9 protein-coding genes are annotated in these 15,084 nt (G+C 72.6%); 6 read left to right on the plus strand and 3 right to left on the minus strand.

The annotated features are described in order from the left end of the window. Positions 1 to 67: 67 nt before the first annotated feature. A complete protein-coding gene (locus BLV39_RS37380) occupies positions 68 to 1,516 on the plus strand; it encodes an endonuclease/exonuclease/phosphatase family protein (RefSeq protein WP_176985284.1) in 1,449 nt (482 codons plus the stop codon). Here the strand turns inward: BLV39_RS37380 and BLV39_RS37385 are convergent. Then, positions 1,506 to 2,870, minus strand: a complete 1,365-nt coding sequence (locus BLV39_RS37385) for a glycoside hydrolase family 43 protein (RefSeq protein WP_090803119.1) — start codon at positions 2,868 to 2,870, stop codon at positions 1,506 to 1,508. The genes BLV39_RS37380 and BLV39_RS37385 overlap by 11 nt on opposite strands. Before the next feature lie 151 nt (positions 2,871 to 3,021). Between BLV39_RS37385 and BLV39_RS37390 the strand changes: the two genes are divergently transcribed. Genes BLV39_RS37390 through BLV39_RS37410 form a run of 5 tightly spaced genes read left to right on the plus strand, consistent with a single transcriptional unit; the run spans position 3,022 to position 13,037 of the window. Further along, complete coding sequence (locus BLV39_RS37390; RefSeq protein ID WP_176985285.1) at positions 3,022 to 6,366, plus strand: DUF4132 domain-containing protein; 3,345 nt, start codon at positions 3,022 to 3,024, stop codon at positions 6,364 to 6,366. Next, the gene (locus BLV39_RS37395) at positions 6,363 to 7,463 is read left to right on the plus strand and encodes an AAA family ATPase (RefSeq protein WP_090803124.1); all 1,101 of its coding nucleotides are present in this window, start codon (positions 6,363 to 6,365) and stop codon (positions 7,461 to 7,463) included. Before BLV39_RS37390 ends, BLV39_RS37395 begins: the two co-directional genes overlap by 4 nt. After that, a complete protein-coding gene (locus BLV39_RS44550; RefSeq protein WP_090803127.1) occupies positions 7,463 to 10,024 on the plus strand; it encodes a DUF5682 family protein in 2,562 nt (853 codons plus the stop codon). The genes BLV39_RS37395 and BLV39_RS44550 overlap by 1 nt, the downstream gene beginning before the upstream one ends. Further along, a complete protein-coding gene (locus BLV39_RS37405; protein WP_090803129.1) occupies positions 10,021 to 11,145 on the plus strand; it encodes a VWA domain-containing protein in 1,125 nt (374 codons plus the stop codon). The genes BLV39_RS44550 and BLV39_RS37405 overlap by 4 nt, the downstream gene beginning before the upstream one ends. Beyond that, positions 11,142 to 13,037, plus strand: coding sequence for a hypothetical protein (locus BLV39_RS37410; protein ID WP_090803132.1), 1,896 nt, complete (start codon positions 11,142 to 11,144; stop codon positions 13,035 to 13,037). Before BLV39_RS37405 ends, BLV39_RS37410 begins: the two co-directional genes overlap by 4 nt. 191 nt (positions 13,038 to 13,228) lie before the next feature. Here BLV39_RS37410 and BLV39_RS37415 read toward each other — a convergent pair whose 3' ends face one another. Both BLV39_RS37415 and BLV39_RS37420 read right to left on the minus strand, forming a co-directional pair. Beyond that, on the minus strand, positions 13,229 to 13,873 hold the full coding sequence (locus BLV39_RS37415; protein WP_090803135.1) for a M15 family metallopeptidase: 645 nt from the start codon (positions 13,871 to 13,873) through the stop codon (positions 13,229 to 13,231). Beyond that, positions 13,870 to 14,889 carry an acyltransferase family protein gene (locus BLV39_RS37420; protein ID WP_239084018.1) on the minus strand — a complete coding sequence of 340 codons (1,020 nt, stop codon included), beginning with the start codon at positions 14,887 to 14,889 and terminating at the stop codon, positions 13,870 to 13,872. Before BLV39_RS37420 ends, BLV39_RS37415 begins: the two co-directional genes overlap by 4 nt. Positions 14,890 to 15,084: the final 195 nt, after the last annotated feature.

Consider the following 15,084-nt stretch of genomic DNA (forward strand, 5'->3'; position numbering starts at 1 on the left):
CACGGTTCGGCCGGCGTTGGGGCGCACGTCGATGGATGGCTGCCGCGCGCCGCCTAGCGTGGCGACCATGCGAGCACGGCGGATCTTGGCGGGCGCACTGGCGGCCCTTGCGCTTGGAACAGTGGGCGTCGCCCAGCCGGCGCAGGCCGGCGGCCACCCGAGCCGGATCAAGGTGATGACGCTCAACGTCTTCTACGGCGGCGACGAGCTCGACCTGGCCACCGGCGACTTCTGCGCCGAGCCCGACGCCTGCACGGAGACGCTGACCGAGGTCAAGCGGGTCATCCAGGCTGCCGGCGCGGACATCGTCGGCATCCAGGAGCCCGAGCGCAACACCTCGCGGATCGCACGCCTGCTCGGCTGGTACTCGAGCGACCGCGCCCACGTCATGTCCCGCTTCCCGATCATCGATCCGCCGGACAGCGACGGCCTGTACGTCTTCGTCGAGGTCGCGCCCGGCCGGGTGGTCGCGGTCGCCAACATGCACCTGCCGTCGGATCCTTACGGGCCCTACCTGGTACGCGACGGCGGCACCAGGAGCGACGTCCTGAAGCTCGAACGCGACACCCGCCTCGCCGCCGCCAAGAGCGCCGTCAAGCCGCTGCCGAAGTTGGCCAGGCAGGGCATCCCGGTCTTCCTCACCGGCGACTTCAACAGCCCCTCGCACCTCGACTGGACCCAGGCCGTGGACGACGCCCGCGACGACGTGCCGTTCGCCGTCGACTGGCCGGCCAGCCACGCGCTCGCGGACGCCGGCCTGAAGGACACCTTCCGCGAGGCGCACCCGAACCCGGTCAAGGACCCCGGCTTCACCTGGACGCCGGGCGGCCCGGAATCCGACCCGCACGAGGTGTACGACCGGATCGACTGGGTGCTGCGCGCCGGGCCCGGGCACACCGTCGCGAGCCGGGTGGTCGGCGAGCGGGACGTGGACCCGTACCCGACCGATCATCGGGGTGTCGTCTCCACAGTGGACGTCACACCCGCCGTGCCGCCGGTGCTGGCCGCTCCGCGAGAGCGCAACGTCGACCTCGGCGACCCGATCGTGGTCGACTACCACGGCACCGACGCGGTGACCTTGCGCGACGACGCCGGCCGCCTGATCGCCCGGCAGGCGACGCCGCGCCAGGACGGCACCGTGCGATTCGCCACGCGCGACCTGAAACGCGGCCGCTACACGGTCAACGGCGCACCGGTCTGGCTCTATCCCCGCGACGAGCCCGTGCGCGTGGCGACGACGAAGACCAGCTACCGCACAGGCGAGAAGATCGCGGTCGACTTCAGCAACGCGCCGGGCATGGGACTCGACTGGATCTCGGTGTTCCGTGCAGGAGACGGCAACGATGCATACCTCGCGTACGCGTACACGGGCAGCTTGATCGAAGGGCGCCTGAGTATCGGCCCGGACGGCATCGGTGACTGGCCGCTGCCGCCCGGCCGGTACGTGGTGCGCCTGCTGCCTGACGACGGCCTGCGCTCCGTCGCCGAGTCCAAGCCCTTCACCGTCAGGAAGTGACCCGGAACGTCGCGTCCTGCCGCTCGGTCGCGGTGCTGATCGGGTCGATCCGCAGCAGGTAGTCGTAGTGCCGTAGGTAGCGGGTCGGGACGTTGTAGGACCGGAACGACGACCAGGCGGAGTCAGCCAGGCCGGCGGTGCGGTAGAAGGTGGCGTCGGCGCGGAAGGTCGCGGTGTTGTCGTTCGGGTCGAGGCGGATCGCGTAGTTGTAGTGCCGCAGGTACGAGCCGGGGTAGTTGACCGACTCGAACGACACTCCGGCCGAGTCGGCGAGGCCGGCGACCATGCGCCACAGCTGGTCCTGGTACGGGTCGAACGGGTACGCGTCGATCCGGCCGATCCGGTTGGCGTGCCGCACGTACCGGTCGGGGAAGTTCGACGACTTGAGCCGCACCCACGCCGGCGTGCCCCAGCGGGAGATCGCACCGGCGTACTCCGTGGCGCTGATTCCGATGATCGAGCCGTGCTTGGCGTTCAGCGGCGGCGTGTAGTCCCGCTGGTTCATCACCGACCACGACCCGCCACCGACGTTGCTCGTGGACCAGGCGTAGTAGTCGTTGTTGACCGGCCCGAACGAGTCGCCCCACAGCCGCCAGCCGCCGTCGTTGGCCTTCAGCAGCAGCGGCGCCTCGATCGCAGTGCCTTGCCGCAACCCGCCCGTGTACGTGCTGAAGCTGTTCGGAGCCCCGGAAGAGGAGCGCGCGCCGTACAGGTAACCGTCGTTGAGGTTCTTGTAATACAGATAGGTCGTGGCGCCGTCGACCACGATGTCGCCGTCGAGCACGCCGAAGCCGGGGTTGAAGAAGATCTGGGGCGCGCTGACGGCGCGGAAGTCCGAGGTGTAGTTGACCTGGAACAGGTCGCGGCCACCGTTGACGGCGGAGTAGACGATGCCGTATTGGCCGCGCGACGCGTCCCAGAACGCGGTCGGCGCCCAGGTGTGGGTCGCCAGGGTGTGCATCTGGATGCGCCGGTAGCCGGTGAACGCGGTCAGGTTGGTCGAGTCCCAGACGTGCAGGTACTGGTTGTTCAGGCCGAAGTTCGTGCCGTTGAGATCGGTGGCCAGCACGACGAACGTGCCGTCCTGTTTGCGCAGCACGAAGGGGTCGCGCAGGCCGAGCGTCCCGGCGGTGGGGGTGACGACCGGGTTGTTCTGGTTGAGCGGGGTCCAGTTCCAGCCGTCCTGGCTCACGGCCAGGTGCAGCCCGTAGTTCGCGCCCTGCATCTGCGGCGACTCGGTGAAATACGCCATCAGGTACGCGGTGTTGGCCGCGAGCGCGGCGCGTGGCAGCGAGAACATGCCGGCCGCGGCGGCCAGCGTGCCGGCGGTGAACGCACGTCGGGTCAGGGACATCAGAATCACCAATCTTTTCCGGCGGTACGGGGATGTGAGCGTTAACATAGACGCTCATAGATTGTCAGATCGGACCGCGTACTTCAAGACGAGGTTTTGTCGTACCCAGCCGCTACGGTTCCACCGTTCACAACGGATCGGGGAGGCTGTGTTGTCGGTCGGGCAGGAGCACATAGTGGGCGAGGACGGGCCGTTCACGCTGCCGGTCGCGTGGCGTCGGCATTTCTATCCACGCCGCGGCGGCACGCCCGGGCCAGCCCTGACCGCCGACCTGGCCAAGGCCGACGAGCTGGTGCGTGCGGCAAAGGCCACAATGGATGCTCGGTTCGTCAACGCCCACAGCGATCCGCGACTGATCGCCGCGGGTGAGGCTTACCTGGCCGATCCCGCATCCGGCTCGCCGGAGGGGGCGGCCGTGGTGGCCGCGCTGGTCAGTGCCCATGTCGGCCGCAGCGAGCCCGACCGGGTCGGCAAGCTCGCCGACGACTGGGTGGCGCGGCACGGCGTGGTGTTCGCCGCCCGGGCCGCGCTGGTCATGGCCCGGATGGAGCTAGGCGGCTATTGGAGCAACGGGCGATCGTTCGACCCGCGACTAGCGTTCCGCACGAACAGCGGCTACTGGAGCTTCTTCCCGCACTGGTTGGCGATCGCCGGCCGGGTGCGGGCCTACCTTGCGGTGGCCAGCGACGACGACTACGCCGCGGCGATCGACACACTCGCCGGGCTACGCGGCGACTCGGCGGAGGCGCGAGCGGCGAGCTCGTTTCTGGTGCCGACACAACAACTCTGGGTCGACGCCGACTGCGTGGAATTCAGCGCGACCGGGCACGGATTTGGCCCCCAACTGCTGTGGTGCTCGGCGGCGACGAACGACCAGGCCACGCTGATCGCCTCCGCGATGCACACTTGGGGCATCGTCAACGGCACCGACCTGTTGTCCACCGCGGTCGACGGGGTCGGGCCGGCCATCCTGCCGCAACTGCTCGCCTGGTTCGACCACGACACGGTCGGTGCCGAGGGGCTGCAACGGCTGGTGGGCCTGGTCGCGCAGTTCCCCACCGACGACGCGTTCGCTGCCCTGGTCGCCCGACTCAACGACAGATATGTGCCGGCCGCCGCCATGACGGCGGCCCGTCAGTTCCCGCGCCGGGCCCTCCGCATGCTCGCGGACGCGGGCACCAGGGCTGCGGCAGACCAGCTCCGGGTCCACGTCCTGACCAACCAGGAGCTGGCCGAAAGCGAGCTACCCACGCTGCCGCCCGCCGCTCGAGCCCGGGTCGAGGCCATCCTCGCCGAGCGGTCCACCACGCCGGACGCGCTACCCGAGGCGCTGCCGCCCGTCCTGGTCACTCCACCCTGGACGGTCAAGCGGAGGGCGGCCAAGCCGACCGTTCTGACCGGGCTGGTCTTCACGGGGGATCCCGTGATCACGTGGGAGCCAGGCGAGCAGGAGGAGTGGGCGGCTACTACCGTACGCCGCCTGGCCTGGTGGAAGCTCGACATCCCGATGGAGCGCGCGATCGAACTCTGTCGTGCCGGACGGCTCGAGGAGCGCCACCACGTGACGCTGATGGTCACCGGGCCGCGTGACGAGGTGTCGACGCTCCTTCCCGACTGGCGACCCGAGCGGGCCTGGGACGCCGACGAGTGGATGCCGACGATCATCGCCACGCACGGTGTCACCGCCCTGCCGGCGACCATGCACGTGGCCAAGGCGCTGCCAGCGAGCTGCACAGACTTGTTGATGCCGTTCGCCAGCGCCGAAGTCGCAGAGCGGATGGCCGAGGCGCTGGCCCGGCTCAAGTCGTTGCGCCCGCACGCGATCGCCTGGCTCGACCGGCACCCCGCCTATGCCGCCCGGGCCCTGACCCCGGCCGCACTGGGCAAGCCCGGCCCGGCCCGGCGGGCCGCCGAGGGAGCACTCCGGCAGATCGCGGCCAGGCACCGCGACGCCGTGCTCGCGGCCGCCGACGACTACGGTCCGGCCGCCCGGGCCGGCGTCGAGGAACTGCTCGGCGCCGACGCGCTCGAGCTCCTGCCGGCGCGCATCCCGCAGCTACCGGTCTGGGCCGAGCCCAACCTGTTGCCGCGGATCCTGCTCGCCGACCGGTCGGCCGCCCTGAGCCCCGAGGCGGCGCGGCACCTGTGCACCATGCTCGCCATCTCCAAGCCCGGCGACGTCTACGCGGGCGTTCCCATCGTCCGCGAGGTGTGCGACCGAGGCTCGCTGGCCGAGTTCGCCTGGTCGCTGTTCAAGGCGTGGCAGGCGGTCGGCGCGCCGCCGAAGGAGGCCTGGCCGCTGCACGCGCTGCGCTGGATCGGCGACGACGAAACGGTCCGCCGCCTGTCGCCGGTGATCCGTGCCTGGCCGGGCGAGGGCGGCCACACCAAGGCGCTGACCGGGCTCGACGTGCTCGCCGAGATCGGCTCCGACCTCGCGCTGACCCACCTGCACGGCATCGCGCAGAAGGCCAAGTTCAAGGGGCTCAAGGACCGGGCGGGCGAGAAGATCGCCGAGGTGGCGGACGGGCTCGGGCTCACCGCCGATCAGCTCGCCGACCGGCTCGTGCCCGACCTCGGGCTCGACGACAACGGCTCGCTGACCCTCGACTACGGCCCCCGCAAGTTCGTGGTCGGTTTCGACGAGCAGCTCAAGCCCTACGTGGTCGACGAGTCGGGTGCCCGCCGCAAGGACCTGCCCAAGCCCGGCATCCGCGACGAACCCGCGCTCGCACCCGTGGCACACCAGCGCTTCGCCGGCCTGAAGAAAGACGTCCGCACCCTCGCCGCAGACCAGATCCGACGGCTGGAGGCGGCGATGGTCGGCCAGCGACTCTGGTCGGCGGAAGAGTTCCGCGACCTGTTCGTGCGGCACCCGCTGCTCTGGCACATCGTCCGCCGCCTGGTCTGGGTCGCGCAGGTCGGCGACGGCGCACCGGTCGCGTTCCGGGTGGCCGAGGACCGCAGCTACGCCGACGTCGACGACGACACCTGGGAGCTGCCGGCGGACGCCAAAGTCCGCGTGGCCCACCCGCTGCACCTCGGCGCCGAGGCGGCGGCGACCTGGTCGGAGATCTTCGCCGACTACGCGATCCTCCAGCCCTTCCCACAGCTCGGCCGCCCGGTCCTCGCCCTCAGCGACGCCGAACGCGCGGCGACCGCGCTGACCCGCTTCGCCGACGAGACGGTGCCGAGCACGACCCTGCTCGGCCTCGAACGCCGTGGCTGGCGCCGGGGCGAGCCACAGGACGGCGGCGTCCAGGGCTGGTTCTGGCGCGCCACGCCTGACCGCCGGGCGATCGTGCTCGACCTCGACCCCGGCATCGCCGTCGGCGCACCCGACATCCTCGAAGAGCAGACAATCACCGCCGTCTGGATCAACACCCGCCCCCATGGGGACTGGCGACGGCCCGACCTCACCGAAACCTTCGACACTCTCGACGCGGTGACCGTGTCCGAGATGCTCCGCGACCTGAGCGAGGTGCTGTCCCGATGACCACCGAGACCAGGCGCGACGCGGTGCAGCGGCCGCCGGCCGAGGTCCGCTACGCCGACGAGCTGGTCCGGCTGCGGGAGACCGACGACGGGGAACGCCCACCAGGCTGGGCGTTGAGCCTGCGAGCCGCCCGCACATTCATCGTCGGCGACCCCGACGCCGGCATCAGCCGCAAGTTCGTCGGTGACGCGTCGCTGATCGACCGGGCGCTGGTCACCCTGGCCACCAGCCGCGGCCTGCTGCTGGTCGGCGAGCCCGGCACCGCCAAGTCGCTGCTCTCCGAGCTGCTGGCGGCCGCGGTCAGCGGTGACTCCACATTGGTCATCCAGGGTGGTGCCGCCACGACCGAGGACCAGATCCGCTACTCGTGGAACTACGCGCTGCTGGTCGCCGAAGGGCCGTCGACCCGGTCGCTGGTCGCCGCGCCACTGTTGCGGGGCATGGCGGAGGGCCGCGTGGTGCGGTTCGAGGAGATCACCCGCTGCCCGCTGGAGGTGCAGGACTCGCTCCTGTCACCGCTGTCCGACCGGATGCTGGCGGTCCCGGAGCTCAGCGGCGACGACGGGCTGGTCTTCGCCCGCGACGGGTTCACCGTCATCGCCACCGCCAACACCCGTGACCGCGGGGTCAACGAGATGAGTGCGGCGCTCAAGCGGCGCTTCAACTTCGAGACCGTGTTCCCGATCCCCGACCTGGCCACCGAGCTCGACCTGGTCGAGGCGCAGGCATCCGAGCTCCTGGCACGCTCGGGCGTCCGGGTGCCGCCCCGCCGCGACGTGCTGGAGGTGCTCGTCACCACGTTCCGCGAGCTACGCGGCGGCGTCACCGAACGCGGCGACACGATGGAACGCCTGTCGTCGGTGATGAGCACCGCCGAAGCGGTCTCGGTCGCACACGCGGTCGGGCTACGAGGCTGGTTCCTGCGCGGCGAGGCCGGCCAGGCCGCCGACGTGGTCGCCTGCCTGGCCGGCACGGCGGCCAAGGACAACGCCGACGACCTGGCGCGGTTGCGCCGCTACCTGGAGCAGCAGGCGCGGGGGCACGCGGGCGAGCAGTGGCAGGCACTGCACGCTGCCCGGCACCTGCTGCCGGGCTGATGGCCGCGCCTGTCACCGTCGTCGGCGTCCGCCACCACAGCCCCGCCTGCGCCGGACTGGTCGCCGCGACGATAGAGACGCTGCGTCCGGCCTACGTGCTGATCGAAGGCCCGGCCGACGTCAACGACCGGATGGACGAGCTGCTGCTCGGGCACACACTGCCGGTCGCGATCTTCACCTCCTACCGCGACGGCGAGCGGACGCACGCCTCCTGGAGCCCGTTCTGCGGCTACTCGCCGGAATGGGTCGCCGTGACCCAGGGCCGCGCGAGCGGTGCCGAGGTCCGGTTCATCGACCTGCCGGCCTGGCACCCGGCGTTCGCGACCAGGGAGAACCGCTACGCCGACGCGGAGGAGCGCTACCTGCGGGCGACGGAGCGACTATGCGCGGCGTTCGGGATGGACAACGCCGACACGCTCTGGGACCACCTCGTCGAGGCCGCACCCGCCGAGGGCCTGGCCGACCGCCTGTCGGTCTACTTCGAGACCCTGCGCGGCGACTCCGCGGCCGGCGCCGCCGACCTGGAGCGCGAGGCCTACATGGCGACCTGGATCCGCGCCGCAGCGGCCCGCGACGAGGGCCCGGTGCTCGTCGTGTGCGGCGGCTTCCACCGTCCGGCGCTGGAACGCCTGCTCGCCACGGACGACAGCGCCGCGGCCAGGCCCGCGATGCTGGCGCCCCCGCCCGGGGCGGTGGGGTCGGTGCCTGAGGTGCCGGCGGCTCCGCGTGGCTGCCACCGCCCTGCGTTGAAACCGCCGGTCGAAGCCTGCGAACGCAATGCGGCCACGCCCGAAGTGCCGGCGCCCCCGCCCAAGGCGGTCGGGTCGGCGGCTGAGGTGCCGGCGGCTCCGGGCGGGGCGGCCTGGTCGGTGTCTGAGGTGCCGGCGGCTCAGGGCGGAGCGGTCGGGTCGGTGCCTGAGGTGTCGACGCCTCCAGGCGGGGCGGTCTGGTCGTGGCCTGCGGTGCCGGCGCCGCCGCCGGGGGCGGTCGGGTCGAGTTATCTCGTCCCGTATGCGTTCAAGCGGCTGGATGCCTTCCACGGCTACCAGTCCGGGATGCCGTCGCCCGAGTTCTACCAGCGCGTCTGGGACGACGGGCCGGAAGCGGCCGGGCGCGGGCTCGCCGAGACCGTGGTCACCCGGCTGCGTCGGCGCGGTCAGCCCGCCTCCACCGCCGACCTCATCGCGGCCCGCACGATGGCCGAAGGGCTCGCCCGGGTGCGCGGCCACGCCTACCCGGCGCGCGCCGACGTGCTCGACGGTCTGGTCTCGGCCCTGGTCGGCGAGGCGATGGAGGCGCCGCTGCCGTGGGCGCACCGCGGCCGGCTCGCCGTCGGCACGCACCCCGTGGTCGTGGAGATGGTCGCGGCCCTCGCCGGCGACCGGGTCGGCGCGCTGCACCCGGACACGCCGCAACCCCCGCTGGTCGGGGCCGTGACCGCCGAGCTGACCCGACTCGGGCTCGACGTGGCCGGGGCAAGGACGCTGGACCTGACCGACGGTGCGGACCGGGAGCGCAGCCGGGCGTTGCACCGGCTGCGGGTGTTGGGGGTGCCCGGATACCAACGCATCAGCGGGCCGAAGCCGGGCGTCGACCCGGCGCTGACCGAACAGTGGCGGCTCGCCGACGACCCGAACCGGTTGGTCGCGCTGATCGAGGCCGGCGGGCACGGCGCCACGCTCGCCGACGCCGCTGCCGCGGCCCTGCTCGAACGGGCCGCCGACGCGGGCGGCCGAGCTGACGTTGTCGCCGACGTGCTCTTCGACGCCGCGCTGTGCGGCGTCGCGGCCGTCACAGGAGAGATCGTCGCCTCGCTGCGCCGGGCGGTCGGCGGCATCACCGACCTCGCTCAGCTCGGCGGGGTGCTGGCGGTCGCGCTCGGGCTGTGGCGGCACGACCGGTTGTTCGGCGCCGCCCGCAGCGAACAGCTCGGCGAAGTCATCCACGGCGGCGTGACCCGCGGACTGTGGCTGGCCGAGGGAGTGCATGGTGGACCCGCACCGGCCGACCTCGCCCGGCTGAGGGCCGTCGTGGCGATCCGCGACGGGCTGCGGCACGCCGCGGAGGCGCTCGACATCGACCGCGCAGCCGGGCTCGCCGTCATGGCGCGGATCGCGGCCGACGCGGCGGCACCTCCCGACCTGCGCGGCGCCGCGTTCGGGTTCGGCTGGTCGCTGGGCGGCGGCGGCGACCCCGCCCGGGCCGTGCGAGGCGCGGCGGCACCGGGTGTGCTCGGCGACTGGCTGGCCGGGCTGTTCAGCGTCGCCCGGGACGAGGCGACCGCCGACGGCGGGCTCCTCGACGTGCTCGACGGGCTGGTCGGCGCGATGACCGACGGCGACTTCCTGATCGCCCTGCCCGCGCTGCGCCAGGCGTTCGCCTACTTCCCGCCCCGCGAGCGGCAGCGGCTGGCCGAGGCGGTGCTGGCCCGGCGGGGGATCGTGGAGGACGGCCGCGCGCTGCTGCGCCTGCGGGCCGACCCGGTGCGGCGCGCCCGGGCGATCGAGCTGGACTCCTATGTAGACGAACTGCTCCGCACGGAAAGACTCGTGGCGCCGTGACCGCCCCAGACCTCGAACGCTGGCGGCTGATCCTTGGCGAAGCCGCCGACGCCTGCCTGGCCGGTCAGCCGATGAGCACGACCGCGGCGGGGCGGGACGCCGCGCTCGACTGGCTCTACGGCCGCGACGAGGACCTGGACCGGCGCGACGTCCGGCGCCGGTCCGGCGGCGACGGCGCGTCTCAACTGACCACGATGGACTGGCTCGATCAGGTCAACCGGCTCTTCCCGAAGGAGACGGTGGAACGCCTCGAACGCGACGCGGTCGAGCGCTACCAGATCCCTGACGTGCTCACCGACCCCGAGGTGCTCGGCCGGATCGAGCCCAACGCCACGCTGCTCAAGGCCGTGCTGCGCACCAAACACCTGATGAACCCCGCGGTGCTCGCACTGGCCCGGCGGATCGTCCGTACCGTCGTGCAGGACCTCGTCGACCGGCTCGCGGTCAGCGTGCGGCAGTCGTTCACCGGCGCCCGGTCGCGTCGCCCGAGCCGGTTCCGGCAGGCCCGCAACCTCGACATGCGCCGGACGATCCGCGCGAATCTGGGCAACTATCAGCCGGACCAGCGCCGGTTGCTGGTCGAGGACGTGCACTTCTTCGGGCGTACGCGGCGGCAGCTCGAGCCCTGGCAGTTCATCCTGCTGGTCGACCAGTCCGGCTCGATGGTCGACTCGGTCATCCACTCCGCCGTCACCGCCGCGTGTCTCTGGGGGCTGCCCGGCATCCGCACGCACCTGGTCGCGTTCGATACCGAGGTGGTCGACCTGACCGCCGACGTCGACGACCCGGTCGAGCTTTTGATGAAGGTCCAGCTCGGCGGCGGCACCGACATCGCCCGCGCGGTCCGCTACGGCGCCGGGCTGGTCGACAACCCGCGCCGGGCGATCGTCGCCGTGGTCACCGACTTCTACGAGGGCGGTGCGCCGGGCGGGCTGGTGCGCGCGGTCCGCGGGCTGGTCGAACAGGGCACGCACGTGCTCGGGCTGGCCGCCCTCGACGAGGAGGCCAATCCGTCGTACGACCGGCAGACCGCGCAACTCCTCGCCGACGCCGGCGCCCACGTCGGCGCGATGACCCCCGCGCACCTGGCCGAGTTCGTCGCCGAGAAGGTGGGCCGATGAGGGCCGACCTGCTCGCGCTGACCACCGACGCGCTGGCCGCACTGACCAACCGCGGCCTGGTCAAGCGGGCCAGCCGCGCCGTCGAGTCCGGTGACCGGCCGACGATCCGGACGGACCCCGACGGGTCCGTGCATGCCGACTTCTCCGACGGGGTACGCACGACGCTGCCACCCGGTGGCCTCGTCGCCGCCTTTTGCACCTGCGGCGCGACCACCACCTGCCGCCACGCCCTCGCGTCGATCCTCGCCTACCAGGCCGACCCACCCACCGTGGAGCCCGCGGAGCCCGCGACCGCGTGGTCGCCCGGCACCTTCACCGACGCCGACCTCGCAGCCGCGATCGGGAAGCGCGCGTTCGCCGCGGCCCGACGGATCGCCCGCGCCGGCTACCAGGCCCAGGTCCACCGTCCGACGGCCACCGACCACGCGCCGCGCGTCGACCTGCCGGCCTGCACGGTCCGGTTCCTGGTGCCGCACGACCTCGGCTACGTGCACAGCGACGCCGCGCATGGCGGGACGGACCACACCGTCGCGCTGGCCGTCTGGGCGTTCCGGGTCGCCGACGAGCAGGATCCGGCGGCCGCCCGGCAACAGGTCGACGTCGGCAGCGGCAGCACCGGCCCGCTCGGCGCGCTGGACGACGCCGTCGCCCTGGCCGACGACCTCCTGCTCGACGGCGCCGCGCACGCCACGCCGCTGCTGCCCGCCGTCGCGGCGGTGGCCAAGGGGCTCGACGGCGCCCGGTTGCGCTGGCCGTTGCTCGCGCTCGAGGACATCGCGGACCAGCTCACCGCGTACGCCGAGCGCAGCGCCCGCTACCGCCCGGAGCAGCTCGCGGAACTGCTGGCCGAGTTGCACGCTCGGCGCCGGGCCGCCGCGAAGGGTGCACGAGTCCTGGGCACCGAGGAAGCCGCGGAGACGCAGCTACGCAGGGTGCGGCTGACCGGCCTCGGTTGCCGGATCAGCTCGGCCGGCCTGGAGCACACCGCCGACATCTTCCTGGCCGACCCGGCGACCGCCACCGTGCTGACCCTGCGCCACCGTTGGACGCACGCGGACGGCCCGGCCGCCGGGTCACGCCGGGTCGCGGGCACCACGATCGCCGCCCTGGCCGGTGGCAACCTGGTCAGCGAGTCGGCGGTACGCACCGCGAGCCGCCGGGTCCGCCTGCCGGCCGGGCGGCTGTCCCGCAACAGCGTGCTGGGCTCGGCGGGGGAGTGGGGCGACCTGCCACCCGGCATCCTCGCCCCCGACCTGGCCGCGCTCACCGCCGAGCTCGACCGACTACCACCGCGGCTGATCCGGCCTCGGGTCGACGCCGAGGCGGTCCGCGTCGTACCCGTCGCCGAGGTCAGATCCGTCCGCTACGCCCCGGGCGACCAGCGACTCGACGCGGTCGTCGCCGACGCGGCCGGCGGCACGGCGACGGTGTCCGCGGTCCATCGCTCCGCCAGCCCGGGTGCGCTGGACGCGGTCGCGGAGGCCCTGCCGCGGGCGCGCTTCCTCGCCGGTGTGGTCCGCCGTGGTCGGGGTGGCCTGGTCATCAGCCCGCTCGCGATCGTCGCGGGCGAAACGGTCGTGGTGCCGGACCTGGCGACCGCCGGCGGGCCGCTGGCCGCTGATGGCGACGCGGAGGACAGCGACGAGATCGGCCGGGCGCTCGACGACGCACTCGGCCTGCTCGCGGAGGTGGCACACCGCGGCGGGCACCACCTACCGCCGACCTATCCGGAGCGGCTGCGCACTGCGGCGGCCACCCTCACCGACACCGGCCTGGCCCGCTGCGGCCAGGCGCTGGCGGCCGTGGCCGGAGCCTGCGGATCACCGGAACGACTACCGACGGCCTGGGCCGACGCCCAGATCCGCCTGATGGTCGCGTCGGACAACCGCTGACCAGTTCTTTTGGCCGACGCCGCGACCCGGCGGCTGGCCAGCCCGGCCCGGGTCGATCGGTCAGTGGCGGGTCCGGCTGGCGCCGGACCGGCTCAGCCCAGGTGGCTGGGCCGTGGCGAGTCTGGCTGGCGCCGGACCGGCTCAGCCCAGGTCGATCGGGCCGTAGCGAGTCTGGCTGGCGCTGGACCGGCTCAGCTCAGGTCGATCGGGCCGTAGCGGGTTTGGCTGGCGCCGGTGCCTAGGGCCCAGTAGCGGTCGCCGTACGACCAGTGCCACCACTCAGTCGGGTAGTTCGCGAAGCCGGCCAACCGCAACGCCGTCCCCAGCACGTACCGGTTGCGGCGGGCCAGGGCCGAGATGTGCGCAGCAGCCGTGAAACAGGCGTTCCCACTGGCGACTGGGCTGTCGTTGACGGCCGTACCCATGTCGAGCTCACGCCCGTCCGGCCCGACCAACGTCAGGTCCACAGTGCCACCGGTGCTGTGCGGCGCCACCGACGGCGGCGACACGTACTTGCTCGCCTCGACGTACACCCGCTCCTCGTCCCACCCGGGATACAGCGCCCGCAATTCGGACTGATAGTCGTTGAAGTACGACCGCTGCAGGCTCAACGGCCGGTAAGCCTCGACGACCAGCAACCGCAGCCCGGCCGGCAGCGACCGTTGCGCCGCGAGGAGGCGCGACACCGCGCCCTCACGCATGTGCGCGTACGCGCCAGCCGGATCGGCCAGCCGGTCGTCCACCCGGAGCTCGTCCACGGTGCGCAGGTCGACCATAGCCTCGCCGGTGTCGTGTACCGGCACGGCGGCGACCCGCGGGTCGGAGATCAGGATCATGCGGAAGCTCCTAAGCGTCGAGAGGGCAGGTCGAACAACCAGCGGGCACGAACAGCAATCAGTCCACGATGGATACCGAGGCTCAGCCCGATCACCACGGCGGTCAGCACCGCCGGGTAGCCGACGGCGACCACCAACTGGGCTCCGCCGCCGAGGGCGGACACCGGCCCGACCAGCAGGCCGTGCAGCAGGGCGAGCACCGGCATGTGGATCACGTAGATCGGCAGCGTGATCCGGCCCAGCCGGGCCAGCCGGGCGCTCAGCGAGGGCCGGGCGACGGCCAAGCGGGCGGCCGCGGTTACCCCGAACACCACCGCCACCGCGGACACCACGAGCCACACCCCGAACCACTCCTCCGCGCCGAGGGCCGCCATCAGGGCGAGGGCGACCGCGTACACCGCGCCGGTCAGCCACAGCCGGCGCCGGGTCGCGGTCGCCGCCAGCCGCTCGATCCGTGGCCGGAAGTACAGGCCGGCCAGGAAGAACACCAGGTTCTGGTAGAAGCCACCGCGGTCGCCCGGGGTGGGCAAGAAGCCAACGCCGGCGGACAACACGGCCGCGGGCACCAGCACCGCCGCCACCGGCAGCCGCCGCACGGCCTTGGCGAACGCGAAGTAGAGGGCCAGGGCGTACAGGTACCAGAGGTTCGACGGTGTGATGGTCAGCTGCGACAACAGACCCAGGGGCGAGTGAGCCCGCTCGGTCGGAAAGGAAGGCACGAGGGCCAGGACCGCGGTGTGTACGAGCAGCCACACCGTGTAGAGGTAGAGGAACTTGGCGATCCGCCCACGGGCGACCACCCGCCACGGCCGCGCGAGAGCGCTGGTCGCGAAGACGCCGGAGATGGTGAAGAACAGCGGCATCCGCAGCGGCAGCAACTGCTCGCCCAGCGTCCCCCACACACCCGGCAGGGGCAGGCCGATGTGCCAGTCGACCAGCAGGTAGTCCTTGACGATCACGTGCCACGCGACGACCAGGATGATGCAGACACCCTTGGCCGTATCCGCCCACGCCACTCGTTGTGACGGGACGTGCGAAGCCCACGACGAGACCCAGACGGCACGGGCTCCGGTGCGCGAGGCGAGGCGAGGCGAGGGCGTTTCCACGGGTCAGACGGTGGCAGCCGCGTGTCCGCGACCCATCCACGCGATGTCACGGGCACGTAATGGAGACGCGTGACGATGGCCACAAGCGCCCGCCGGGCGGTGGAT

The sequence above is a fragment of the Asanoa ishikariensis genome (assembly GCF_900107455.1).
In the GTDB taxonomy this organism is placed as follows: Bacteria; Actinomycetota; Actinomycetes; order Mycobacteriales; family Micromonosporaceae; genus Asanoa; species Asanoa ishikariensis.